Consider the following 25285-nt stretch of genomic DNA (forward strand, 5'->3'; position numbering starts at 1 on the left):
CTTCGCGAGGCCATCCGCAACCGCGACGTGTACGGCGGCATCGCGTTCGGGCCGGAGGGACCCACGCTGATGACCGCGACCGGCGCCAGCCCGACGGTCGCCCAGATGTTGTCCCAGATCGGCAACGGCATCGCGCAGAAGACCGGCACGCAGTTGCACGTCGAGGACCTGGCGCCCCCGACCGCCGACGATCCGCGCGGCGCCGGCCTGGCCGCCTCCGCCCTGCCCATCACCCTCGCCGGGCTGCTGCCCGCGATCGCCTTGATGTTCGCGCTCAAGCGGGAGGTGTGGACCCGCTTCACAGCCGCCGTGGTTTTCGCGGGCGTGGCCGGGCTGTCCATCGCCGCGCTGCTGCGCTGGGTGACGGGCTCGATCGAGGCGAACTTCTGGGGAGTCGCCGGTGCGCTGACGCTGGGCGCCCTGGCGATGGGGTTGACGATTTTGGGGCTGGGGTCGCTGTTCGGACGGGTCGGCCTGGCGCTGGGTGCGGTGCTCGCGTTGCTCGTCGGCAACCCGCTGTCCGGTTTGACCAGCGCCCCCGAACTGCTGCCCAGCGGCTGGGGAGAGTTCGGCCAGTTCATGCCTCAGGGCGCCAACGCCACCCTGCTGCGGTCCGCGGCCTTCTTCGACGGCGCAGGCGCCGCGGTACCGGTCCTCGTGCTGGCCTGCTGGACGGCCGTCGGAGTGGCGCTCATCGTGCTGGCGGCGCTTCGGCAGCGAAGGGTGACGCCCGGCTGACATACACTCGGGCCGCGTGGGACTCGACGACCGTGAAGCGCTGAGCATGCTGCGCGACGCGGTCGATCCCGCGTCCGGCTCGGACCTGATCCGCAGCTTCTACACCCATTGGTTCGCGATCGACATCTCGGTGCGCGACCTGTTTCCGCCGGACATGGACGAGCAGCGTCAGCGGTTCGGCCACGCCGTCACCTGGGTGCTGGGCGAACTCGTCGCCCAACGGGCCCAGGAACCGGTCGCCTTCCTCGCTCAGCTCGGCCGGGACCACCGTAAATACGGTGTCCTGCAACGGCATTACGACACCATGCAAACCGCGCTGTACGCCAGCTTCCGTAATCACTTGGCCGAGCGCTGGGACGACAGGCTCGCCGAGACCGCACACGACGTCGTCGCGTTGATGATCGGGGTGATGCGCGGGGCCGCCGACGCGGAGCAGGGGCCGCCGTTCTGCGACGGCACGGTCATCGAGCACCTGCGGGTCACCCGCGACGTCTCCGTCGTGCGATTGCAACTGGACCGTCCGCTGTTCTACCACCCGGGCCAGTACGTGACGGTTCAGGTTCCGCAGTGGCCGCGCCGGTGGCGGTATCTGAGCCCGTCGATACCGACCGAGCCCTCCGGCGCGATCGAATTCCACATCCGCTCGGTGGCCGGCGGCATGGTGAGCACCGCGATCGTCGCCGAGACGAAACCCGGTGACAGATGGCGGCTGTCCAATCCGCATGGCGGGCTGCACGTGGACCGCGATGGTGGCGACGTGCTGATGGTGGCCGGCAGTACCGGGCTGGCGCCGCTGCGGACGCTGATCATGGACCTGACCCGGTGGGCCGTCAACCCGCGGGTCCACCTGTTCTTCGGCGGACGGTATCCCTGCGACCTGTACGACCTGCGCACGCTGTGGGAGATCGCGTCGCAGAACCCTTGGCTGTCGGTCACCCCGGTCTCGGAGTTCAACGTCGACCCGCCGTGGGCCGCCGAGTATCCGGACGTGCAACCGCCGCGCGGCCTGCACGTGCGACAGACCGGCACGCTGGCCGACGTCGTCACCCGCTACGGCAACTGGGGCGATCGGCAGATCCTGATCTGCGGAAGCCCGAACATGGTGACGGCGACCAAGGCGGCGCTGCTCGCCAAAGGAGCACCGGCCGAACGCATTCAGCACGATCCGCTGAGCTCCTGAATCGCGCGGCACGACGGCGGTCGCACCCGCTGAATTGTGAATCTGACGACGGTTTCGTCGCGATGAGCGCAGCTGGTTTCACAAATCGCGCAGGCACGCGCTGTCGTGGCTTCATCTGAGCCCGGCGTGCGACGATCGTCTGGTGGTTGACTTCGATGCCGTCACGCTGAAGGACCCGTCGTCGGACCTGACCGCGACTTTCGTCCCGGCTGCCGGGATGATCGGCACGTCGCTGGCCGAGTCGGGCGACGAATTCCTCGGTCAGCGCCGCGGCTTGACCGCCTACGTGAACAACGGCAAGACGATGGGCATCCCGATCCTGTATCCGTGGGCGAACCGGTTGAGCGCCAATACCTATGAGGTCGACGGGTCGGTCGTCACCCTTACCCCGGGCGCAAACGGGGTCCGCACCGACGAGCACGGCGCGCCGATTCACGGTGTGCTCGCCGCCTACCCGGGGTGGAAGGTCACCACCCGCACCGAGAACATGCTGACCGCCGAACTCGACTACGGCGCCAACGCCGAACTGCTCGCGTCGTTTCCGTTTCCGCACCTACTCACCCAACACGTCACGCTCGGCGATCGCACGCTCACCATCGAGACGACGGTCGCGCCCACTTCGTCGGCGGACGTGCCGCTGTGCTTCGGCTACCACCCGTACCTGAAGATCCCCGGCGTCCCGCGCGAGGAGTGGACGCTGAGCACCCCGGCGATGCGCCACCTGCCGGTGGACGACAACGACATCCCCACCGGCGCTCACGAGCAATGGCCCGGCGGCGCAGAGCAATTGAAGGTCACCGCCTACGACGACGGTTTCGACCAGGTCCCAGAAGGCGCGGTGTTCACCCTCGCCGGCGGTGAGCGCCGCATCGAGGTCCGGTTCGAAACCGGTTATCCCGCAGCGCAACTGTTCGCCCCACCCAATGACGACCTGATCGGTATCGAACCGATGGCGGCACCGACGGATGCGCTACGCAGAGGCGGATACCGAAAAGCGGCCCCCGGCAAGCCGGAGACCGCTCGGTTCTCGATCATTGTTTCTTGAGGAGTTTGTTACTCCGCCTGACGTCGCCGCCGAGCGGCTCCAGGTTGCCAGACCACGACCGCGGTGCTCTTCGGCATCACGGCCAGATCGCGGCGCTGAGACCCCCGCAACGCCTCCACTTCGTCGGTCAGCTCCCGGACCCTAGCCTGCAGCGCCTCGACCTGGTTGGTCAGCTCGATGATGCGTTTGATCCCGGCGAGGTTGACACCCTCGTCCTGGCTCAGCCGCTGCACCTCGCGGAGAAGTTCGACGTCGTGCTGCGAGTAACGCCTGCCGCCGCCCGAGGTGCGTTGCGGGCGCACCAGGCCGAGCCGGTCATAGGTGCGCAGCGTCTGGGCGTGCATGCCGGCCAGCTCAGCGGCGACGGAGATCAGGAACGTCCGCGCCTCGTCGTTCGGCCGTTTCGCTGCCATCACGCACCTGCCCATCCAGCCCGCGGATCGAAGCCGCTGGCCCGCTCCGCCTTCGCATAGGCCTCCAACGCCTCGGCCGCCTCACCCTCGAGATTGGGCGGGACCGCGACCTTCACCGTCACGAGCAGATCGCCGTGTCCGCCGGAGCGTTTCGGCACACCGCGCCCGCGCACGCGCAGGATGCGCCCGTCCGACGTGCCCTTGGGCACCCGAACACCGACCTTGCCCTCGAGCGTCGGCACCGAAAGCGTTGTACCAAGCGCCAACTCGTGGAAGCTGACGGGTACGGTGACGGTCAGGTCGTCGCCGTCGCGGCCGAACACCTTGTCGGGACGCACGTGAACGGTGACGTACAGGTCGCCCGACGGTGCACCGCGCAGGCCCGCTTCGCCCTGGCCGGCCAACCGGATTCGTTGTCCGTCCTCGACGCCCGGCGGGATCCGCACGTTGATCGTGCGGGTGCGGGTGGTCACACCGGTGCCCTTGCACTCCTGGCAGGGGTGCTCGATGATCGAGCCGCTGCCACGGCATTCCGTGCACGGCTCGGAGAACCCGAACGCGCCCTGGTTGCGGTTGATCACCCCGGACCCGTTGCAGTTCGGGCAGACCTTCGGGCTGGTGCCGGGGCGGGCGCCGCTGCCGTGACAGTTCGTGCACGGTGCGGGACTGGTGAGCCGCAACGGCATCGCCACACCCTTGGTGGCTTCCAGGAACGACAGCTCCGTCTCGGTCTCGAGGTCGTTGCCGCGGCGCGGCCTGCTGGGTCGCGGCTGCTGAGCGCCGCGGCCGAAGAGCCCACCGAAGAGATCGCCGATGTTGGCGCCGCCGGTCTGGCCGGCCGCATCGAAGAGGTCGTTCAGGTTGAACTCGACGCCGTCGCCGCCGCCGAAGCCGCCACCGCCGCCGAACCGACCGCGGCCGAAACCGCCGTTGGCGAACAAGCGCCGGGTCTCGTCGTACTCCTTGCGTTTGGCCGGATCCGTCAGCACCTCTTTGGCCTCGGAGACGGCCTTGTACCGCTCTTCGGCAGCCGAGTTCCCCGGATTGCGGTCGGGATGGTTTTCCGCGAGTAGCTTTCGGGCCGCCCGCTTGATTTCCTGATCGCTGGCGTCAGAGGAGACGCCGAGCTCCTTGTAGAAGTCCTTCTCGACCCACTCACGCTGGGCCATACCGCGTCACCTCCTTCCGCTCTTGTCTGTTTATCGCAGTCTCATTCCGATTTTGATGATTGACGACGAATCGCGCCGGATTAGTCGCCGCCGCCGAGTCGAAGGTGGCGCAGAATCCGCCCGTTTCGGCTATTCCGCGCCACCTTCTCCCCATCAGGCTTCGGCTTCCGGCGAAGCGTCACCCGCGGCGCCGTCACCGCCGTCGGGGACCGTGTCCACCACGCCCACCAAGGCGTGGCGCACGACCTGATCGCCGACCTTGTAACCGCGTCGCATCACGGTGCCCAAGACGGGGTGAGTGCCCTCACCCTCGTGCTGCACGGCCTCGTGGAGTTCAGGGTCGAACTCGTCGCCTTCGGCGCCGAACGCCGAAAGGCCAAGCCCTTCAAGGGTGTTGACCAGCTTGTCGGCCATCACCTTGAGCGGACCGCTCTCGAGGTCCCCGTGGCTACGCGCGCGGTCGAGGTCGTCGAGAATCGGCAGCAGCGCCGAGATGACCGAGGCCTTCGCCCGGTCGGCCGCCACCTGCTGATCGCGCAACGCACGCTTGCGGTAGTTCGTGAAATCGGCCTGTACCCGCTGCAGATCGGCCAGCAGTTCGGAGGCCTTGTCGGCCTCCTCCCCTGCCGCCTTCTGTGCGGGCGCGTCCGGCGCCGGCTCGCCGGGGCTTGATGCCGCCCCGGCCTCACCGGCCGCCGAACCCGAACCTGCTTCTCTCACTTCGCCGGTGACCGGATCGATGCGCCGTTTGTCGGTGACGGTCACCGGCTCGTGCGGATCGTTTCCTGTCACTTGTTCTCCTTGTCAGCGTCCTCGTCAACGACCTCGGCGTCCACGACGTTGTCGTCCGCCGGACCGGCGTCGGCGCCGCCGCCCGCGGCCTGCTCGGCCTGGGTGGCCTCGTAGATGGCCTGGCCCAGCGCCTGCGATTCGACGCCCAGCTTCTCCATCGCCGACTTGATCTCACCGATGTCGGTGCCTTCCAGCGCCTTCTTGGCATCGGCAATCGCGGAGTCGACCTTGGCCAACGTCTCCTCGGGGACCTTGGAGCCGCCCTCGCCGCCGCGCTGCTCGGAGACGAACTTCTCCGTCTGGTAGACCAGCGACTCGGCCTGGTTACGGACGTCGGCCTCCTCGCGACGCTTGCGGTCCTCCTCGGCGTGCGCCTCGGCGTCCTTGATCATCCGGTCGATCTCTTCCTTGGACAGGCCGGAGCCCTCCTGGATGCGGATCGTGTTCTCCTTGCCGGTGCCCTTGTCCTTCGCGGTCACGTGCACGATGCCGTTGGCGTCGATGTCGAAGGTGACCTCGATCTGGGGCACACCGCGCGGAGCCGGCGGGATACCGGTCAGCTCGAAGCTGCCGAGCAGCTTGTTGTGCGCCGCGATTTCGCGCTCACCCTGATAGACCTGAATCTGCACCGACGGCTGGTTGTCGTCGGCGGTGGTGAAGGTCTCCGACCGCTTGGTCGGGATCGTGGTGTTGCGCTCGATCAGCTTGGTCATGACGCCACCCTTGGTCTCGATACCGAGGGACAGCGGCGTGACGTCAAGCAGCAGAACGTCTTTCACCTCACCCTTGAGCACACCAGCCTGCAGGGCGGCGCCCACCGCGACGACCTCGTCCGGGTTGACGCCCTTGTTGGGCTCTTTGCCGCCGGTCATCTCCTTGACCAGATCGGACACCGCGGGCATGCGGGTCGAGCCGCCGACCAGGACCACATGGTCGATATCGGACACCGAGATGCCGGCGTCCTTGACCACCTGCTGGAACGGCTGACGCGTGCGGTCGAGCAGATCCTGGGTGATGCGCTGGAACTCGGCGCGGGTCAGCTGCTCGTCGAGGAACAGCGGATTCTTGTCCGCGTCGACGGTGATGTACGGCAGGTTGATCGACGTGCTCTGGCTCGAGCTCAGCTCGATCTTGGCCTTCTCGGCGGCCTCACGCAGCCGCTGCATCGCCATCTTGTCCTTGGTCAGGTCGATGCCGGAGGTGCCCTTGAACTTGTCGACCAGCCACTCCACGATCCGGTCGTCCCAGTCGTCGCCGCCCAGGTGGTTGTCACCGCTGGTGGCGCGCACCTCGACGACACCCTCGCCGATCTCCAGCAGCGAGACGTCGAACGTGCCGCCGCCGAGGTCGAAGACCAGGATCGTCTGTTCCTTCTCGCCCTTGTCCAGGCCGTACGCGAGCGCTGCCGCGGTCGGCTCGTTGACGATGCGCAGCACGTTGAGCCCGGCGATCTGGCCGGCCTCCTTGGTGGCCTGACGCTGGGCGTCGTTGAAGTAGGCGGGCACGGTGATGACCGCATCGGTGATGTCCTCACCGAGGTAGCTCTCCGCGTCCCTCTTCAGCTTCTGCAGCGTCCGGGCGCTGATCTCCTGCGCCGTGTACTTCTTGCCGTCGATCTCCACCGACCAGTCGGTGCCCATGTGCCGTTTGACCGAACGGATCGTCCGGTCGACGTTGGTCACCGCCTGGTTCTTGGCGGGCTGGCCGACCAGCACCTCACCGTTGCGCGCGAACGCGACGACGGACGGCGTGGTGCGGGAGCCCTCGGAGTTGGCGACGACGACGGGGTCGCCACCCTCCAGTACCGCGACGACGGAGTTGGTGGTCCCGAGGTCGATTCCGACCGCACGAGCCATGTTGGTTCCTCCTGAATAGTCTGCTTCTTTGGGTCTGAGTGCACCGCACTCAAGACTGCGCCGACAGACTATAACCTGTCAACCCAGACTTGAGTCTGTTCCACTCAAGTATCGATAGGCTCAACGGGGCCACCGCAGGTTTTGTTCCCGGATTGGTCCCCGGGCCGGTAGGTGGGACCGCGACATATTCGCTGCGAGCTTTCGTCACGCCGGCACAAGCGAACATGACGCGCGGTGGCCGACTCGGTCACGGACCTCTCGCGCTTCGATCGAACGTCGACGAAATAGCGGCCGCGGATCTCCCCGACGACTCAACGCTCGGCCATCGAGGCCTACGTCGTCGACCCGAGCGTCCGACGCGAACCACTGGCCTCCCCGGTGTTCGACACCGCCCTCGCCGAAGCCATGCCGCCCAGTCTTGTCATGACCGGCGAACTCGACACGCTCGGCCCTGAAGGTGACGCGCTCGCAAGAGAATTCGCTCGCCGAGGTGTGGCCACCACGCACCGCCGCTTCCCCGGCATCGACCACGGCTTCACGAGATCGCAAACGGATACTGCGCGCGAAGCCATGGCCCTCATCGGCGCTCATCTCATTCAGTACCTGACGTGAGAGGCGCCGGGATGCGTGCCATTGTCGTTGCCCCACAACGGGCAAGGGACCAGTTGGCGGCTTCGCACGAGCGATCCACGACGTCACGGCCATAACGTGGTCGCCATGCCTCGATCGAGTTCCCGACTCAGAACCGCAGACCTCACCGACCGGGTGGCGGTGATCACCGGCGCGAGCAGCGGCATCGGCCGCGAGCTGGCGCGGCTGTGCGCCGAACGCGGCGCCCACCTCGCGCTGTGCGACATCGACGACGCCGGTCTGGCCCACACCGCCGATGCGGGTCGAAGCCGGGGAACACAGGTGCTGACCCGCCATGTCGATGTGTCCGACGCCGCAGAGATGTCCGCGTTCGCCGACGCGACGTTCGACCGCTTCGACCGGGTGGACATGGTGGTCAACAACGCCGGCGTGGGACTGGTCGGCGGGTTCCTCGACACCAGCGCCAAGGACTGGCAGTGGCTGATCGGCGTCAACCTGATGGGAGTCGTGCACGGTTGCGACGCCTTCCTGCCCACCATGATCGAGTCCGGCCGCGGCGGGCAAGTCGTCAACCTGTCCTCGGCCGCCGGCCTGCTGGCCAACCCTCAGCTGAGCGCCTACAGCGCAACGAAATTCGCCGTCCTCGGGTTGTCGGAGGCCTTAAGGGTGGAGCTCAAGCCACACCGCATCGGCGTCACGGCGGTGTGCCCGGGCATCATCGACACCGCCATCACGCAGAACAGCCGGATCCGCGGCGACGGGGACCTCGACGAGCGCCGCACCCGGCTCGCGTCGACCTACCGCAAGCGCGGGTACTCACCCGAGCGCGTCGCGTACAACATCCTGCGCACAGTCGACCGAGACCGCGCCGTGGCGCCCATCGCCGCCGAGGCGCACGTCATGTATGTCCTCTCGCGCTGCGCTCCGCCGCTGGCGCGGTGGGTCGCTGCCCGGACCGCCGAGATGGCGAAATGACGCAGCTGGCGGGTCGACACGCCCTGGTCACCGGCGCAACGGGCGGAATCGGCCACGCCATCGCACATGAACTGGCCGCGCGCGGATGTTCGCTGACGGTCACGGGCCGGCGCGAGCTGGAGCTCAAGCGGTTGGTCGGCGAACTGGGACCGGCAGCCCATGGGCTGACCGCCGACCTCGCCGACCTCGATCAGGTGCGCGACCTGATGGACCGCGCGGGCCCAGTCGACGTGCTCGTCGCCAACGCAGGCGTCGGCATCCCGGAAGACCTGGCGATGCTGAGCGACGCCGAGATCGCCGATGCCATCCGCGTCAATCTTCTCGCTCCGGCGGCCCTCGCACGGGCGACGGTGGGCCCGATGAAGCGACGCGGGCGCGGGCACATCGTGTTCATCTCCTCGGGAGCGGGCCTGATCGCGACCCCGGGCAACGGCTCGGTCTACACGGCGACGAAGTGGGGCTTGCGGGGCCTCGGCCTGGCCCTGCGGCAGGAACTGCACGGAACGGGCGTCGAGGTTTCGACCGTCTTCCCCGGACCGATCCGGGACGCCGGAATGTTGGCCGACACCGGCGTCACCCTTCCGCGCGGATTCGGCACGAGCACACCGCAGGACGTCGCGCGAGCGGTGGCCCAGGCGGTCGAGCGGGATAGGCCAGAGACGACGGTCGCGTCGGCCGGCATGCGACTGCTGGTCGGATTCGGCGCTCTCGCACCGGTTTTGGTAGGCGAGGTCGCTCGGCTGGCCGGCGTCGGGCGGGTGCGCGAGGCGATGCTGACTAGGTGACCAGCTCGACGAGGGCCAGTGCGGCGCGCAACTCGAGGGTGCGCTTGTCCACCGGGCGCCCCAGTAGTTCCTCGGCCTGACGGATCCGGTAGGCGACGGTGTTCTCGTGCACGTGCAGCCGTTTGGCGGTCCGTCCGCGGCTGCCGTTCTCCTCGAGGTAGGTCCGCAGCGTCGCGGCCAGCCGGCGGGTCGCCTCATCCGTTGCCCCCAGCTTGCCGAGTTCGCGTCGCACGAACGCCGCTGCCTGGTCGGCGTCGACGGTGGCAAGCGCACGCAGCGAGACGGTGTGGTAACGCGTGACACTGCCCGCCGGGCGCCCGGTTAGCCGGGCGACCCGTTGGGCTTCAAGCGCCTCAACGTGACTGCTCCGGAAACCCGCGATGCCGCGCGCGGGCTCCCCGACCGCGATCCGTACCCCTGGCGCCGTGGCGGTGCGAAAGCGCAACTCGTCGAGCACTTTCGACGGAACCTCGCTGTGCGAGCCGATCCACGCCGCTGCCGAGAGGATGCCGAGCGGATGCACCAGTGGCTTCTGGTCACCGATCGCCGCGGCGATGTCGCGGATGGCTGACTCCAGCAGTGCTTGGGTGTTGCGGCCCTCCTCATGCGAGTCCAGCCAAGCGATCGCCGCGACGTGCACTCGGCGGACGTCGTGGCGCAACCGCCTGCTCGCCACCTCGGTGTCGATCGGCGCGCCGGCCAGGATGGTGCCGATGGTCTCGGCCTGGCTCGCGGCGGCACTGCGCAGCCATCGGTCCCGCTCTGCCGTGTAGACCTCTTCCACCAAACACAGCGCGGCGTCCACATAGGCGAACATCCACTCAGAACTCAATTCCGTTGCCAGGATCAGCTCCTCGGCGTCGCGCGCGTGGGTTTCTAGGATCGAGGTGAAGTGCTGGGCGGTCGCGGCGTGTGCGAGCCGGTAGCTGCGCATCAGGGTGGCCAACGGGATGGCGTGTTGCGCACCGTCCTGGGCGTAGGCCAGCGTAGGCGATGCCAGCCGGGCCGCCTCGCCGGGATCGGCACCGGCCAGCAACACCTCGGCGAAATCTCGGATACTGGCTTCGGTGCTCGCCCGGTTCACTTCGAGCGCCTCGGCGCTGGCGAGCAGTTCGGGGAGCCGCTCGCTGGTGAAATCGTTGACCACAGCAGAGATCTCATTGGCCCGCGCCGCGAGTTCGGTGGCCGCAGGACACAGCACCGACGACCACACCCGACATCGGTCCTCACCGCGCGCGCCCGCCCAGGCCGGCTCCATGCAGAGCACGGTATCGCCGCCGGCCAACCGGTGATGCGCAAATTCCACAACGGCCGGGCACAACGTTGGCGCGCGCAGACAAGAAAGCCGGGGCCCGCCCGGACGACCATCGTGGTATGAGACAACTGACCAGCCTCGACGCCCAGTTCCTGGCAATGGAAAACGATCGCGTGCAAGGCCACGTCAGCGTCCTCGGTGTCTACGAGTCGCACACCGCGGCCGGCCTGCCGCTGGATGCGGAGCTCGTCCGAGACGTCATCGGCAGCCGCTTGCATCTGTTGCCCACCTTCCGCTGGCGGCTCGCACAGGTCCCGTTCGCTCTGGACTACCCGTACTGGGTCGACGACGGCACCTTCGACATCGAGTACCACGTCCGTGAACTCGCGCTCCCGTCGCCGGGTGACGCGCGCCAGCTCGCCGAGCAGGTGGCTCGCATCATCGGCCGCCAACTCGACCGGGCGCGCCCGCTGTGGGAGGTGTACGTGATCCACGGCCTCGCCGGTGGCGGTGTCGCGGTGCTGACGAAGATGCACCACGCCGCGGTCGATGGCGTGTCCGGCGCCGAGGTGATGAGCATCCTGCTCGACGACACGACGGGCCGCGAGCGCGAACCCGCGACGGAGGTCCTCGCCGAGAGCTTCCCTTCAGAGGTCGAAATGCTGGGCCGCGGCCTTTTGGGCCTGCTGCGCCAGCCGTTTCGGGTGCTGGGCGCGGGCCCGACAGCGTTGCCGCACCTCGACGATGTGCCGACCATTCGGCACCTGCCCGGCGTGAAGGCCATCGCCCGCAGCAGCCGGCTGGTCAAGCGCGCGTTGCGGGGCGGCGCCGTCGGCGCGACTTTGCGCGGCAGCGACATCTCCGCGCCGCGCACCCGGTTTCAGGCCCGCGTGTCACCGCACCGCCGCGTCGCCTTCGGCTCGTTGCCACTCGGCGAGGTCAAGGGCATCAAGAACACGTTCGGATGCACCGTCAACGACGTCGTCCTGGCCATCTGCACCGCAGGTCTGCGGTCCTGGCTCGGCGACCAGGCCGAGCTGCCCGGCGAGCCGCTCGCCAGCTTCATCCCGATGTCGGTGCGAACCCCGGAGCAGCGCGGCACCTTCGGCAACCGGGTCTCGGTGATGTTGACCGCGCTGCCCACCGATGAGGCCGATCCGGTTGTGCGGCTGAGCCGCATCAACGAGGCCATGAGCGACGCCAAGGAGCGCCACCGCGCGCTGCCCGCATCGCTGCTGCAGGACGCCAACCACTTCATCCCCCCGGCGCTGTTCGCTCAGGCGGCCAGGGCGACATCGCGACTGGCGGGCCTGCGCGGGCTGAATCAGCCTGCGAACGTGATGATCTCGAATGTTCCGGGCCCGTCGGCCCCGCTGTACCTCGGCGGTGCCCGCCAGCGCGCGCAGTTCCCGGTCTCGGGGGTGCTCGACGGAATCGGCATCAACATCACCGTGATGAGCTACCAGGACTCACTCGAGTTCGGCATCGTCGTCGACCGCGAACTCGTCGACGACCCGTGGCCGATCCTCGACGCTCTGCGCGCCGGCCTGGACGAACTGCGTGACGCCGCCGATGCGGCGAATTCAGCCATGTCGCAACGCAGGAAGACCCCAACTCGCAGGAAGGCGACCTCATGACCGCCCACATGCTGCGCAGCAACAGCATGGACGACTACCCACTCACGCTGACCGCCATCGTGGAACGCGCCGAACGGTTCCACGCCGACCAGCCGGTCGTGTCACGCCGTCCGTCGGGGGCGATCGCCCGAACCACCCTCGGCGCCTGCGCGAGTAGGGCACGACGGCTCGCCGGAGCACTGTCGGCACTCGGTGTGCGCGAGGGCGAACCGGTGGCCACCTTGCTGTGGAACCAGAGTGAACACCTCGAACTGTACTTCGCGGTTCCCGCCATGGGTGCGGTCATCCACACACTCAACCCGCGGCTGTTTCCCGACGAACTCGGCTACATCGTCGGCGACGCCGAAGACAACGTGATCGTCGTCGACGAGTCACTGTTGGAGGTGTTCGAACGCTTCTGTAGCGCATGCTCTTTCGCGCACGTCATCGTCGTCACGCACACCGGCGAAGCACCGGCGGGAACACTGGACTACGAGTCGCTCATAGCCGACGCCGAGCCTGTCGAGTGGCCCGTTCTCGACGAACACCGCGCGGCGGCGATGTGTTACACGTCCGGCACCACCGGACGGCCCAAGGGTGTGGTGTATTCCCACCGGGCGCTGACGTTGCATTCGCTTGTCGCCGCGCTGCCCGACCAGCTGGCGGTATCGGCACACGACACGATTCTTCCCGTCGTGCCGATGTTCCACGCCAACGCGTGGGGCCTGCCGTACGCGGCGGCGCTGGCCGGCGCCCGTCTGGTGTTGCCGGGGCCGCGGCTGGATGCCGAGAGCGTGCTCGACCTGTGTGCCGCTGAACGGGTCACGATGACGGCGGGTGTGCCGACGGTGTGGATGGGGATGCTCGCGGCACTCGACGCCGAACCGGACAAGTGGGACCTGTCCGAGCTGGACCGGCTGATCGTCGGGGGGGCGGCCGTGCCGCGGTCGATGTTCGAGGGGTTCGACCGCCACGGCTTGACCGTCGTGCAGGCGTGGGGAATGACCGAGACCGCACCGCTGGGAGCCGTCTGCCGGCTGCCGGGGCGCCTCTTCGAGAGCGAGCGTGACGAGCAGTACAGCCATCGCACCCGGCAGGGTGCCGCCACCCCGTTCTTCGAGATCCGGGCGCGCGACGACAACGGAGCGCTCATCGCCTGGGACGACGCCGCCATGGGCGAATTGGAGGTGCGCGGCCCCTGGGTCGCGTCGAGCTACCACAGCGGGCGGGGTGCCGACAGCTTCACACCCGACGGCTGGTTCCGCACCGGAGACGTGGTTCGGATCGACCCGCACGGCTGCATCCGGATCTGCGATCGGTCGAAAGACCTCGTCAAGTCCGGCGGCGAATGGATCTCCTCGGTGGACCTGGAGAACCAGCTCATGTCGCACGCCGCCGTCGCGCAGGCCGCCGTGATCGCGGTGCCCGACGAACGCTGGGGCGAGCGCCCGCTGGCCGTCGTGGTGCTCCGCGACGGCGGGCGAGCATCGGCCGATGAACTGCGCGACCACCTAGCCCGGGAGTTCGCCAAATGGCAACTGCCCGACCGGTTCGAGTTCATGGAAGCGATCCCCTGCACCGCAACCGGCAAGTTCAAGAAATCCGTCCTACGAAACCTGTTCACCACAGCCTGAAAGGAACCCACCATGAGCAGATTCGACATCTCCCAGACCAACCGGGCCGTGGAGCGCTTGATCGAGACCACGGACAACCCCCGTCATCTCTACCTGCTGCACGCCTACAACCGGCACCGCTACCTGGAGATGGCCGGCCGGTACGAGGAGATCTTCGCTCCGGACATGACGGTCGAGAAACCCGTCTACCACTTCAACATGCTCGGCAAGAGCGTGACCGTCGAGGGCGCGGATGCCGTCAAGGCGCTGTACCGGCAATGGCGGGACACGGCGCAGTGCGTTTTCTATGTCGACGACGAGAAGCTGGCGGTCAGCGACGACATGATCGTGTCGACCTCGTTCATCTATCAACAAACCCCCGGCGCCATCCTGGCGGCCGAGGGGGTGCCCGCCGATCCTCAGGCCACCTATCTGGTCAAGACCGCCGAGCACATGATCTGGCCCTACGAAGACGGACTGCTCGTCGGTGAGGACGTGTGGGAGTACGACGAGAACGCACGCGAGTTCATCATGCTCGACCCGGCCGACGTGCTCACCATCGAACAGTCCGCTGCGCTGCTCGACCCGCTGATCAAGCCGCTGCCGGAACACAATCCGTTCCTGCGATGACCACAGCCCGCAGTGTCTAGGGTGATGAGTCGGAACCGGCGAAAGGACCACGATGCCCGAACGTGCTGACACCGATGTGGTCGCTGCGAAGCTGCCGGGGGGCGAGACGCTACCGTTCGCGCCCATTCCGTCGGCCAGCATCGCCGGCCGCACGCTCCAGGAGTCCACCTACGCCCAGCGGACCGTCCCGCGGCGCCTGCACGACGATGCGCCCAACATCATCATCGTGCTGATCGACGACGCCGGCCCCGGCCTGCCGACGACGTTCGGCGGGGAAGTCCGCACCGACACCCTGGATCGGGTCTGCGCCGAGGGAGTGTCGTACAACAGGTTTCACACCACCGCGATGTGCTCGCCCACTCGGGCATCACTGCTGACCGGACGCAACCACCACGAGATCGGCAACGGTCAGATCGCGGAACTGGCCAACGACTGGGACGGTTACGCCGGAAAGATCCCGCGGTCCAGCGCGACGGTCGCCGAAGTGCTCAAACAATACGGCTATGCCACCGCCGCGTTCGGCAAGTGGCACAACACCCCGGCCGAAGAGACGACGGCCGCGGGGCCATTCGAGAATTGGCCTACCGGTTTGGGTTTCGAGTACTTCTACGGATTCCTCGCCGGCGAGGCCTCCCAGTACGAGCCGCACCTGGTGCGCAACACCACCGTCGTCACGCCACCCCGGACACCGGAGGAGGGCTATCACCTCTCGGAGGATCTGGCCGACGACGCCGTCGCCTGGTTACGCCGGCACAAGGCATTAAACGCCGACAAGCCCTTCTTCATGTATTGGGCCAGCGGATGCCTGCACGGCCCACACCACATCATGAAGGAATGGGCGGACAAGTACGCAGGCAGGTTCGACGACGGCTGGGACGCCTACCGACAGCGTGTGTTCGAGCGGGCCAAGGAGAAGGGCTGGCTTCCACCGGACTGCAAGCTCACCGAGCGCGACGACACCCTGGCGTCCTGGGACAGCATCCCCGAGGACGAGAAGCCGTTTCAGCGGCGCCTCATGGAGGTCGCGGCGGGCTACGCCGAGCATGTCGACGTCCAAGTCGGCCGTCTCGCCGACGAGTTGGACCGGCTCGGCTACGGCGACAACACGCTGTTCCTCTACATCTGGGGCGACAACGGTTCATCGGGTGAAGGCCAGAACGGCACGATCGCCGAATTGTTGGCGCAGAACGGGATTCCGACAACAGTCCGCCAGCACATCGACGCGCTCGACGAGCTCGGCGGCCTCGACGTGCTCGGGTCACCTCTGGTTGACAACCAGTACCACGCCGGGTGGGCATGGGCGGGCAGCACACCGTATAAGGGAATGAAGCTGCTCGCCTCGCATCTCGGCGGCACCCGCAACCCGATGGCGGTCAAGTGGCCGGCGAGAATCGGTCCCGATCCGGTACCGCGCGACACCTTCCTGCACTGCAACGACGTGGTGCCCACCATCTACGACGTTGTCGGCATCGAGGCACCGCGCGTGGTCAACGGTGAACCGCAGATACCGCTTGCCGGAGCAAGTTTCGCGTCCACCCTTGTCGACCGCACGGCCGCGGGCGGCAAGGAGACTCAGTACTTCGAGATCATGGGCAGCCGCGCGATCTACCACCAGGGATGGATGGCCTGTGCCCGTGGGCCTCGGCTGCCGTGGGTGCCCGGCCAGCCCGAGGGCATCGCGACGTGGACCCCCGATGCCGATGTTTGGGAGCTGTACCACCTCGACGAAGATTGGTCGCAGGCTGATGATCTCGCGGAGCAGCACCCCGACAAGCTCGCCCAGCTGCGGGAGGTGTTCGCCATCGAGGCGGCGCGCAATTCGGTGCTCCCAATCGGCGGCGGATTGTGGGTGCCGGTCTATCACCCCGAGTTGCGGATCTCCCCGCCGTACCGGGAGTGGGAGTTCTCGGCAGATACGGTGCGCATGCCAGAGTTCTGTGCACCAGCGCTGGGCAACAAGAACAATGTCGTCACGATCGAGGCCGAGGTGCCCGCAGACGCGAACGGCGTGCTGTATGCGCTCGGAGCCGGCGCCGGAGGGTTGACCTGTTATTTCGACGACGGGTACTTGTGTTACGAGTACAACCTGTTCATCCTGCAGCGCACCAAGATCCGGTCCGACGCGAAGGTCCCGCCGGGGCGCACCACCATCTCGGTTCAGACCCGTTACGCCGAACAGCGACCCGCCGGACCACTGGACATCACTCTGGTTGTCGGAGGGGGAACCGTTGCGACAGGACAGGTTCCCGTGAGCGCGCCGCTGTTGTTCACCGCCAACGACTGCCTCGACATCGGCACCTGCCTCGGCTCACCGGTTTCACTGGACTACCGCGAGCGCGCCCCGTTCCCGTTCGAGGGGGTCATCGACCGTGTCCATGTCGCTTATACCTGAGGACCGCGAGCGATGTGTCAGTACTGCGGGTGCCGTGACTTGCCGCTGATCCGCGACTACATCGCGGAGCACGCCCATGTCCTCAACCTGGGCGGCGAGGCCGTCCGCCGCATAGACCGCGGTGACCTCGACACCGCGCGACGCCTGCTGGCCGAGATGGCCGAGGCACTCGAGTCCCACTGGCGCGGCGAGGAAGAGGGCCTGTTCAAGGTGCTCCAAGGCGAGGAGTTGTTCGCCGAACACATCGAGCCTCTGATTCGTGAGCACCGCGAACTCGCCGACCTGCTCGCCTCGGTGGATCTGGCCAGGGAGGCCGATCAGCAAGCCGTGCGCGTCGCCGTCGAGGACCTCTGGGAGCACACCCGCAAGGAAGAGGACGGCATCTTCCCCGCCTCGCTCACGGAATTGGACGGCGAGGACTGGGACGCCGCGATCGCGGCGTGGCACGCGGCTCATCCCGACCGCGAGATGGTCAAGTGGGGCGTGTGACGAGTGGCCGTCCCTAAGGTGGAGAGATGACCACCGCTGCACAACGGGAACGCGCCGCACTCGTCGAGACCATGCGCGAGGTGGGTCCCGACGCTCCCACGCTGTGCGGGGACTGGACGACCCGTGATCTCGCCGCGCACCTGGTGGTGCGCGAACGCAGGCTCGACGCCACGCCGGGCATCATGGTCCCCGCGCTCGCCGGTTACACCGACAGGGTCCAGCGGCAGACCGCCCAGGGCTCCGAGTGGGGGGCACTGCTCGACAAGGTCGCGTCCGGCCCGCCGCTGTATTCGCCGTTCAAGCTGCTCGACCCGGTGGCCAACATGGGCGAGATGTACATCCACCACGAAGATGTCCGCCGCGCCCAATCTGGTTGGGAGCCGAGGCCTCTCGACGACGCCACGGTCACAGCGCTGACCCGGTCACTGCCGCTGATGGCCCGGATGACGCTGGCGAAAGCGCCGGCTCGGATGACGCTGAAGACCCCGCAGGGCAAGTCGCTCGCCACCGTCGGGAAGGGTGAGCCGTTGACCGTCATCGGCGAGGCGCAGGAATTGCTGCTGTTCGTCTCCGGTCGCGACGAGGTTCGCGTCGAGTTCGAGGGCGACGCAGCCGTGGTCGACGCCGTCCGCAAGAACCGGCGCGGGCTGTAGCCACAGTTTCGCCGTCGCGTGTCGGTGCTGCGTGATAGTGTCGAACACATGTTCGAGACCACGCAGCTGGCGGAGGTGGACCCCCGCGTGGACGAGGCTGCTCTGGTCGAGCGGATCGCCTGGTTGGAGCGGGTTAAAGCGGCCGCCGCGGCGGGGCAGGCCCGGGCTTCGGCCCTGCTCGACGCTTCACGGCGCGCCAGCGAGGCCGCCGCCGGCGTGCCCGCGGCCAAACGGGGTCGCGGGGTTTCCAGCGAAATCGCCTTGGCCCGGCGCGTCTCGCCGTCGCAGGGTGGTCGCCACCTCGGGTTCGCCAAGGCGTTGGTCGACGAGATGCCCCACACACTGGCCGCGTTGGAGGGCGGGGTCCTGTCGGAGTGGCGGGCGACACTGATCGTGCGTGAGTCCGCCTGTCTGAGCGTGGAGGACCGCCGCGCGCTGGATGACGAGATGTGCTCGGATGTACAGACTTTGGAGGGAAAGGGCGACGCACGCATCGCCGCAGATGCCAAAGCCATCGCCTACCGGCTCGATCCTCAGGCGTTCGTCGACCGCGCTGCACGAGCCGAGGCCGATCGCACCGTGACCATCCGGCCCGCGCCCGACACCATGTCCTACGTGACCGCGCTGCTGCCCATGCGCCAGGGGGTGTCCGTCTACGCCGCGCTCAAGCGCGCCTCCGACACCACCTTCGACGACCGGGGACGAGGTCAGGTGATGGCCGACACCCTGGTGGAGCGGGTCACCGGTCGGCCGGCCGAGGTTCCCGAGCCGATCGCGGTCAACCTGGTGATCTCGGATGAGGCGTTGATGGGCGACGACACAAGCCCAGCGCTCGTCGACGGCTACGGTCCGATACCGGCCGCGGTGGCGCGCACGCTGGTGCAGACCGCCGCCTCGGACAAGCGGTCGCGAGCCACACTGCGTCGGCTGTACAGACGTCCGGACTCGGGGGTGCTGGTAACGATGGAGTCGCGCTCACGGCGCTTCCCGCGGGCGATGGCCCGCTTCATCGGATTGCGCGATCAACGATGTCGCACCCCTTACTGCGATGCACCGATTCGCCACCGCGACCACGCGGTGCCCGCACACCGCGGTGGCCCAACGCATCTGGTCAATGGGCTGGGCCTGTGCGAGCGGTGCAACTACGTCAAGGAGACCCCGGGCTGGCAGGTGCAAACCTGCCAGGTGGACGGTGGCCACCACGCCGAGTTCACCACGCCTACCGGCGCGCAGTACCCCTCGGCCGCCCCACGGCTCCCCGGCCGCTCGGTGGTTCACCTAAGCGAAGTCGAAGCACGCATCGGAGTCGCACTGACCAACCTGCACGCCGCCTAAGCTGGCAGCCGTGAGCTCACCGCTGGATTTCCGGGTTTTCGTCGAACCGCAGCAGGGCGCGTCGTACGCCGACCAACTCGCCGTCGCGCAGACCGCAGAGGAGCTGGGCTTCTCCGCATTCTTCCGCTCCGATCACTACCTGGCGATGAGCGGCGACGGACTGCCCGGCCCGACCGACTCGTGGGTCACCCTGGCAGGCATCGCCCGCGAGACGTCGACGATCCGTCTCGGCACCATGGTGACCTCGGCGACCTTCCGGTATCCGGGGCCGTTGGCGATCTCCGTGGCGCAGGTCGACGAAATGAGCGGCGGCCGAGTGGAATTCGGTATCGGCGCGGGCTGGTTCGAAGCCGAACACCAGGCGTACGCGATCCCGTTTCCGCCGCTCCGCGAACGCTTCGACCGGCTCGGCGAACAGCTCGACATCATCACTGGACTGTGGACGACGCCGCAGGGTGAGACGTTCGACTACTCCGGTCAGCACTACACGATCGTCGACTCCCCCGGCCTGCCCAAGCCGGCGCAGTCGCCGCACCCGCCAGTCATCATCGGCGGCCAGGGCGCCAAGCGGACGCCGGCGCTCGCGGCGAGGTTCGCCTCCGAGTTCAACGTGCCGTTCGTACCGCTGGAGACGGTCAAGACGCAGTTCGAGCGGGTTGCCGCAGCTGTCGCCGACGCCGGTCGGTCCGCGGACTCGATGATGTACTCCGCGGCGTTCGTGCTGTGCGCGGGCCGCGACGAGGACGAGATCGCCCGCCGGGCGGCGGCGATCGGGCGTGAGGTCGACGAGCTTCGCAGCAACTCCCCCACGGTGGGCACGCCCGCCGAAATCGTCGACAAGCTGGGACCATTCCTGCAGGCGGGCGTGCAGCGCGTATACCTGCAGGTTCTCGACATGTCGGACCTGGACCACCTGGAGTTCTTCGCGCGCGAGGTGCTGCCGCAACTGCGCTGAACAGGCGCGCGCGGGCCACCGGCCCTACGATCAGTGGCCGTGCCCGGCAGCAACGGCAACGATCACCGCAGCGGTGGAGACCCGCCGCCGCAGCCTTGGTACAACCGCACCCCCGAAGTCGTCGGCGCAAGCCTTCTCGGCCTGGCCGCGATCGGTCTCCTCGTGCTGGCGATCTCCTTCTTCGCCGGGCGGTTCAATGAGCAGACGCCGGCGCCGGTGGATTTCGTCGAGCCGACGTTCACGGCGACAGAGACCCCGACGGGCCCCTCCGCGACCCTCACGACGGGAACCATCACGAGCACCAGCCCACCGCAGACCACCGAGATCAACGACCCCCTGCCGTCGGAGTCGACGACCTCGGGCAGTGAAACGACTTTAGGCACAGAGACCACGTCCAGCACCTCGACGACGACCAGTCGGACACCGCCTAGCAGTGAGGCCGGCGAGGCCGAGGAGCCCACCACGACCCGCACGACGCGCCGACCCCGGACGAATGTGACGCGCACGCTCAATCCGTACCCCTGAGCGCCTACTATCGATGGCCGTGGCGCGATACGGATCTCCGGACGACCCGAACAATCCCGACAACGAACCCACGGCCTACATCAATTACGGCGACGGGGGTCCCGGTGTGCCTCCCGAAGAGCCGGAACCGTGGTACCGCAAGCCGGCGGCACTGGTCGCGTTCGGGGCGATCGGCGCCCTGCTCGTCGCCCTCATCGTGTGGCTGCTCGCGAGCTTGATCAGCGGCGACGACTCGACGACCGAACGCACCTCGCTTACGCCGTTGACCACGACCTCGCGCTCCGTCGTCCCCACCACGTCGGTGTCACCGCAGACCGTCACGGAGACCATCACCGCGCCGCCGGAGACCACCACGACCACCGAGCCGACGACCACCACGACGACGACCACCACGACCACCCCGCCGACGACGAGCATCAGCACCGAAACCAGCACCGAAACCGTGACGGAGACGGTGACGGAGTCGCCGACCCCCTAGCGGCCGCGGGCCGCGTACTCCGCCACCAAGGCCTCCGCGCTACGCACTGCCGCCCGACAGGCCCGAGTGGTGAACGGGTCGTTCAGCGGATGCTCGGCACGCCTGCGCCAGCGCTGTGCCGCCGCGAACGCCGCCCGCGGCCCGTCGTACGGATTGTCCGGTTGAAGGCCGAGCCTGCTGGCCGCGTCGGTACCCGAACCCCCAATGATCCGGCGCAGCGACGCCATCTCGTCGTCGTTCAAAGTCGTTGGCCGCGAACGTAACTGGCTCAGCAGGCGCAACTCCTCGAACGCGTGCGTATCGGCGAGCAGCGGGTCGATGTCGGCGAGGATGTACGGGGTGGCGTAGATCGGGTTGGTCTGCACGAACTGCCGCAGCGACAACAACGCGGTGTGCGCCTTGAGCAGATCCGACCGCTGCGCAAACTGCTGATCGATGACCTCCCGCAGCGCCACCAGCCCGCTGCGCTCCAACAACTCGTCGGCCAGGGCCACCGAATCGCTGACACCGGCGCGCAGCACCGCGATCGAGATCCGGATCCCGAACATCCCGAACCGGTCCAGCAGCGCCGCCCTGGTCGCGGCGTCCACGGGCAGCGAGCTGTCCTCGCGGACGAAGCGGTCCACCGACAACATCGCCTTCGTCAGCTCGGCAGCGTCCACCCCGGCGAGCTTCTCCAACGCGACGAACTCGCTCTGCCGCAACGTTCGTGCCGTCAACGCCAGCAGCCCGGACACCGGCACCACGGCCTGACATGTTCCGGTGCGCTCCATCTCGGCGGTGAAGCGCGTCGCGACGTCCCTGGCTGACAACATCGCATCGATGCGCCCGGCGCCGATCTCGTCGGCGCGCGAGGCCACACCGATCACACCCAATGCGCCCGCCGACCCGCCGACCAGTTCGCCGATCTGCTTGAGCAGCGCAATATCGGCGGCGTTCAGAGTCCGCAGCAGGAAGACCACCGCGTCGACGCGCGGCACCCCGTCCTCGGGTACGAGCAGGCGCAGGGTGCGCTCCGAGACGTCCCGGGACAACGACGAGGTGCCGGGGGTGTCGATGATCGTGGTGTCGATCAGCTCAGCGGCCGGCCACTCCACATCGAGGTCGACGATGTCCTCGGGGTCGAGCGTGGCGAAGTCGAACGTCAGGCCGCCCTCATTGGGATCGCGCCCGATCGGCACGTTCGATCGCCTGCCGCCGCGATGATTAGCGGTCACCTTCGGCGTGGGCCCATGCCGGAACCACGTTACGATTCGGGTGGCCTCCGTCGCGTCGGTGGGCGCAATGTCCTCGCCCACAAGCGCATTCACCAACGTCGACTTGCCCGCCTTGAGCGTGCCGGCCAGCGCGATCCGGATCGGCTGATTGAGCCGACCGCCGATGCGCTCGAGTTCGCGATGCACATCGGGGCGCTGCCGATAGGCGGGGTCGGCCTGGTAGGCCTGGATGGTGCCACCCAGGATTGCGCGCACCTGATCGCTCGTGCTCATTTCGCGCTACCCACCAATGCTCCTGGCTGCTCTCCCCGTTCGGCGATGGCCAAGAGTCCAGCTTATGCACCGACGCCGCTATGTGGTCCCAACGGGATCCGGCGCAGAGCCGGCGGGCAGCAGTTTGACCGCGTGCTCGGTGACCTGATTGAGGATGTTGAGCTGACGCTCGAGTTCTTTGATCCGGCCGTTGCGTTCGGCCTCCTGCACCTGTGCGGCGGCGATGGTCGCCTGCAGCGACTCGTTGAGAGATCGAGAGGTTTGATTGGCGATGCCACGATAGTGGTCACGCAGCTGCCGCTGAATCGCCTTGAGCCGGTCGCGCGATTCCTTGCCGACCGCGAACTGCGTGTCGTCGATGAAGCGGCGGGTGTTGGTCTTGGCCTCGTTGCGAACCCGCAGCATCCGGTTCTCCATGTTCTCCCGGAACGCCGTACGCCCCATCAGCAGACCCGCGCCGAGGGAGATCGGGTTGAACATGCCCAGGCCGGCGAACGACGTCATCATGCCGAACATCAGCACGCCGCCGTAGGACCCCTGCATGCCCATGGTCAGCTTGCGGCCTTTGCCGACGGGTTTGGCTTCGAGCTTGCCCAGCGATTTCATCTCCCCGAGGCTGGCGCCCATGCGGCTGGGGTCCAGTTGCGGCATGTTGACCGCGTCGAGACCGGCCTCGACGAACGTGCGGGCCACCTCGGCGGCCAGCGCCTCGGCCCGTTGATAGGCCCAGACGAAGTTGTCGCCAACGGCCGTGGCGACCGCGTTCTCGAGCTCGGCTCCGATCTCGGCCCAGTGATGCGTCGGGTCGCAGTTGTCGATGACCTTCTCGATGTGCTGGCTGATGATGCGGAACCGCCCGCGCAGATCGTGGTCGACATCGGCGGTCAGATCGGCGATTCCGTCGTTGAGCACCTGCTGCCACAGCGCGGTCTGCTGCAACGCGTCCTGGGCCTCCTGCTTGCGCCGTTCCAGGTCCTCCTTCAGCCGGTCCCGGGTCTCGGGGTCGTTGAGCACCGCCAGCTCGGCCTTGACCTTGAGCGTCAAATGCTCGGCCGCCGAATAGATCTCGTTCACGACGTGGTCACGGATCCGGTCGTTCTTTCGCGCCAGCACCTGCTCGCTGAGGAACCTCACGATCGCCGGGAAGTTCGACTCCTCGTTGAGCTCCTTGTCGTTGAGCTGGATGGCGTGGGTGCGCAGCAGCGAGGACGCCGGGATCATCGGCACGTCCACTCCCGCACGCTGTAAATGCGCCTTGTTGGCGTCGACGATCTGGCGCCAGTGTGGGTAGAGGTCCGTCTTCGTCGCGATGATCGTTGCGACAGGGCAGATCTCGAATGCCTGTCGCATGAAGGTCATCTCGGGCTCGGTGAACTCCTGGCTGGTGTCGCTGCACATCAGCACCGCGTCGGCGTCGGGCAGCAGGCCCAGCGTCGCGGACAGATGCGGTTGTCCGTGGCCGCCGACGCCCGGGGTGTCGACGAATGCGAGCCCGTTCTTGAGCAGCGGGCTGGCGGCGGTGACCTCCACCCGAATCACCTCACGCCCGTTGGCCTGGGGGGCCCGTCGCAGATCGTTCTTGATGTCGGTCATCGGGATCTCGACGGCATCGGGCTCCTCGCCCTCACCGCGCGCCACGATGAGCTTGGCCGCAGCGGTCTCCCCGTACGTCACCACGGTCGGCAGCACCGTGCTCTCGTCGTCACCGACCCGCGAGACGGGAACGTTCAGAAGCGAGTTCAACAACTGGCTCTTGCCCTGCTTGAGCTGACCGGCGATCACCACCCGGATCTGCGGATCGGTGATGCGTTCCTTGGCTTTGGCCAGCCGCTCGACCAGATCACCGCGCTCGTTGGCGTCGGCGATCCGGCTGGTGTGGTCGATCAGCTCGACGATGACCTTCGATTGCCTGTCCGGCTGCGCCTGCTTGGCCCGCGTCGCCTGTCGATCATTGCCTTGCGTCATCAAGTCCTCGTATCCGGTTGGGCCGGTGAGTCAACGGTAGACGTGCCGACTGGCGGGGATCGCAGTTTGATCCCCGCCAGTGGCGTTGTGTGTTCGGTTCAGAACAGGCCGGCGTCGACGGTGGTGTCGACATCGACGGCAGCGTGTCGGGCGGGATCTCCGGCGGCACGAGTGTCGAGGACAACTCGGTGGACAACTCGGTCGACAATTCGGTCGACAACTCCGGACAGGACAACTCGACCGACAACTCCGGTCAGGTCAACACCGACGTCGATGTCGACACCACCGTCGACGCCGGCCTGTTCTGAACCGAACACACAACGCCACTGGCGGGGATCAAACTGC

At 67.5% G+C, this 25285-nt stretch carries 24 protein-coding genes; 17 read left to right on the top strand and 7 right to left on the bottom strand.

The genetic code is table 11. The annotated features are described in order from the left end of the window. From A5698_RS29150 to A5698_RS24175, 3 genes are all read left to right on the top strand, one after another. Nucleotides 1-738 (top strand): hypothetical protein (locus A5698_RS29150; protein ID WP_068302185.1); only part of this gene is annotated, 738 nt, incomplete at its 5' end. A 16-nt stretch (nucleotides 739-754) separates the two neighbouring features. Then, complete coding sequence (locus tag A5698_RS24170) at nucleotides 755-1918, top strand: FAD-binding oxidoreductase (protein WP_068302187.1); 1164 nt, start codon at nucleotides 755-757, stop codon at nucleotides 1916-1918. Nucleotides 1919-2060: 142 nt separating this feature from the next. Beyond that, a complete protein-coding gene (locus tag A5698_RS24175) occupies nucleotides 2061-2963 on the top strand; it encodes an aldose 1-epimerase (protein WP_068302189.1) in 903 nt (300 codons plus the stop codon). 8 nt (nucleotides 2964-2971) lie between these two features. Here A5698_RS24175 and A5698_RS24180 read toward each other — a convergent pair whose 3' ends face one another. The 4 genes from A5698_RS24180 to dnaK all read right to left on the bottom strand — a co-directional run bounded on the left by A5698_RS24180 (nucleotide 2972) and on the right by dnaK (nucleotide 7193). Next, nucleotides 2972-3376: a heat shock protein transcriptional repressor HspR gene (locus A5698_RS24180; RefSeq protein ID WP_067091880.1), complete on the bottom strand. Its 405-nt coding sequence runs from the start codon at nucleotides 3374-3376 to the stop codon at nucleotides 2972-2974. Then, entirely contained in the window at nucleotides 3376-4545 is a 1170-nt protein-coding gene (dnaJ, locus tag A5698_RS24185; RefSeq protein WP_068302190.1) for a molecular chaperone DnaJ, read from the bottom strand. The genes A5698_RS24180 and dnaJ overlap by 1 nt, the downstream gene beginning before the upstream one ends. A gap of 153 nt (nucleotides 4546-4698) precedes the next feature. Next, nucleotides 4699-5337: a nucleotide exchange factor GrpE gene (grpE, locus tag A5698_RS24190; protein ID WP_067091884.1), complete on the bottom strand. Its 639-nt coding sequence runs from the start codon at nucleotides 5335-5337 to the stop codon at nucleotides 4699-4701. Next, on the bottom strand, nucleotides 5334-7193 hold the full coding sequence (gene dnaK / locus A5698_RS24195) for a molecular chaperone DnaK (RefSeq protein ID WP_068302193.1): 1860 nt from the start codon (nucleotides 7191-7193) through the stop codon (nucleotides 5334-5336). The genes grpE and dnaK overlap by 4 nt, the downstream gene beginning before the upstream one ends. 297 nt (nucleotides 7194-7490) lie before the next feature. On the opposite strand from dnaK, the gene A5698_RS24200 reads away from it, so the two are divergent. From A5698_RS24200 to A5698_RS24210, 3 genes are all read left to right on the top strand, one after another. Then, complete coding sequence (locus A5698_RS24200; protein ID WP_084792601.1) at nucleotides 7491-7805, top strand: alpha/beta hydrolase fold domain-containing protein; 315 nt, start codon at nucleotides 7491-7493, stop codon at nucleotides 7803-7805. A gap of 105 nt (nucleotides 7806-7910) precedes the next feature. Further along, the gene (locus A5698_RS24205) at nucleotides 7911-8759 is read left to right on the top strand and encodes an SDR family NAD(P)-dependent oxidoreductase (RefSeq protein ID WP_068302231.1); all 849 of its coding nucleotides are present in this window, start codon (nucleotides 7911-7913) and stop codon (nucleotides 8757-8759) included. Next, the gene (locus A5698_RS24210) at nucleotides 8756-9544 is read left to right on the top strand and encodes an SDR family NAD(P)-dependent oxidoreductase (protein WP_068302202.1); all 789 of its coding nucleotides are present in this window, start codon (nucleotides 8756-8758) and stop codon (nucleotides 9542-9544) included. Before A5698_RS24205 ends, A5698_RS24210 begins: the two co-directional genes overlap by 4 nt. Here A5698_RS24210 and A5698_RS24215 read toward each other — a convergent pair. Next, the gene (locus tag A5698_RS24215) at nucleotides 9537-10802 is read right to left on the bottom strand and encodes a PucR family transcriptional regulator (protein ID WP_067091971.1); all 1266 of its coding nucleotides are present in this window, start codon (nucleotides 10800-10802) and stop codon (nucleotides 9537-9539) included. The genes A5698_RS24210 and A5698_RS24215 overlap by 8 nt on opposite strands. 116 nt (nucleotides 10803-10918) lie before the next feature. On the opposite strand from A5698_RS24215, the gene A5698_RS24220 reads away from it, so the two are divergent. The 10 genes from A5698_RS24220 to A5698_RS24265 are packed head-to-tail and all read left to right on the top strand — an operon-like array spanning nucleotide 10919 to nucleotide 21485. Continuing rightward, nucleotides 10919-12436 carry a WS/DGAT/MGAT family O-acyltransferase gene (locus A5698_RS24220; RefSeq protein ID WP_068302205.1) on the top strand — a complete coding sequence of 506 codons (1518 nt, stop codon included), beginning with the start codon at nucleotides 10919-10921 and terminating at the stop codon, nucleotides 12434-12436. Beyond that, the gene (locus A5698_RS24225; RefSeq protein ID WP_067091895.1) at nucleotides 12433-14049 is read left to right on the top strand and encodes a long-chain fatty acid--CoA ligase; all 1617 of its coding nucleotides are present in this window, start codon (nucleotides 12433-12435) and stop codon (nucleotides 14047-14049) included. The genes A5698_RS24220 and A5698_RS24225 overlap by 4 nt, the downstream gene beginning before the upstream one ends. Nucleotides 14050-14061: 12 nt before the next feature. Beyond that, nucleotides 14062-14658 carry a hypothetical protein gene (locus tag A5698_RS24230; protein ID WP_067091897.1) on the top strand — a complete coding sequence of 199 codons (597 nt, stop codon included), beginning with the start codon at nucleotides 14062-14064 and terminating at the stop codon, nucleotides 14656-14658. Between the two features lie 52 nt (nucleotides 14659-14710). Next, nucleotides 14711-17050, top strand: coding sequence for an arylsulfatase (locus A5698_RS24235; RefSeq protein ID WP_068302208.1), 2340 nt, complete (start codon nucleotides 14711-14713; stop codon nucleotides 17048-17050). Nucleotides 17051-17062: 12 nt separating this feature from the next. Further along, nucleotides 17063-17539 (top strand): hemerythrin domain-containing protein, encoded by a 477-nt coding sequence (locus A5698_RS24240; RefSeq protein WP_068302211.1) that lies wholly within the window; start codon nucleotides 17063-17065, stop codon nucleotides 17537-17539. A 26-nt stretch (nucleotides 17540-17565) separates the two neighbouring features. Next, nucleotides 17566-18192, top strand: a complete 627-nt coding sequence (locus A5698_RS24245) for a TIGR03085 family metal-binding protein (protein ID WP_068302214.1) — start codon at nucleotides 17566-17568, stop codon at nucleotides 18190-18192. Nucleotides 18193-18240: 48 nt separating this feature from the next. Next, complete coding sequence (locus tag A5698_RS24250; protein ID WP_068302217.1) at nucleotides 18241-19527, top strand: HNH endonuclease; 1287 nt, start codon at nucleotides 18241-18243, stop codon at nucleotides 19525-19527. Between the two features lie 22 nt (nucleotides 19528-19549). Then, a complete protein-coding gene (locus A5698_RS24255; RefSeq protein WP_068302234.1) occupies nucleotides 19550-20482 on the top strand; it encodes an LLM class F420-dependent oxidoreductase in 933 nt (310 codons plus the stop codon). A 39-nt stretch (nucleotides 20483-20521) separates the two neighbouring features. Next, nucleotides 20522-21007 (top strand): hypothetical protein, encoded by a 486-nt coding sequence (locus A5698_RS24260; protein ID WP_084792604.1) that lies wholly within the window; start codon nucleotides 20522-20524, stop codon nucleotides 21005-21007. A 19-nt stretch (nucleotides 21008-21026) separates the two neighbouring features. Continuing rightward, nucleotides 21027-21485 (top strand): hypothetical protein, encoded by a 459-nt coding sequence (locus A5698_RS24265; RefSeq protein WP_084792603.1) that lies wholly within the window; start codon nucleotides 21027-21029, stop codon nucleotides 21483-21485. Here the strand turns inward: A5698_RS24265 and A5698_RS24270 are convergent. Both A5698_RS24270 and A5698_RS24275 read right to left on the bottom strand, forming a co-directional pair. Continuing rightward, nucleotides 21482-22975, bottom strand: coding sequence for a dynamin family protein (locus A5698_RS24270; protein ID WP_067091913.1), 1494 nt, complete (start codon nucleotides 22973-22975; stop codon nucleotides 21482-21484). The two genes, A5698_RS24265 and A5698_RS24270, sit on opposite strands and share 4 nt — an antisense overlap. A 78-nt stretch (nucleotides 22976-23053) precedes the next feature. Then, nucleotides 23054-24940, bottom strand: coding sequence for a dynamin family protein (locus tag A5698_RS24275; protein WP_068302224.1), 1887 nt, complete (start codon nucleotides 24938-24940; stop codon nucleotides 23054-23056). Between the two features lie 89 nt (nucleotides 24941-25029). Here A5698_RS24275 and A5698_RS24280 point away from each other — a divergent pair, with 89 nt between their 5' ends. Then, nucleotides 25030-25248, top strand: coding sequence for a hypothetical protein (locus tag A5698_RS24280; protein ID WP_068302228.1), 219 nt, complete (start codon nucleotides 25030-25032; stop codon nucleotides 25246-25248). Nucleotides 25249-25285 lie beyond the last annotated feature (37 nt).

This window comes from Mycobacterium sp. E136, assembly GCF_001666865.1.
Taxonomy (GTDB): Bacteria; Actinomycetota; Actinomycetes; order Mycobacteriales; family Mycobacteriaceae; genus Mycobacterium.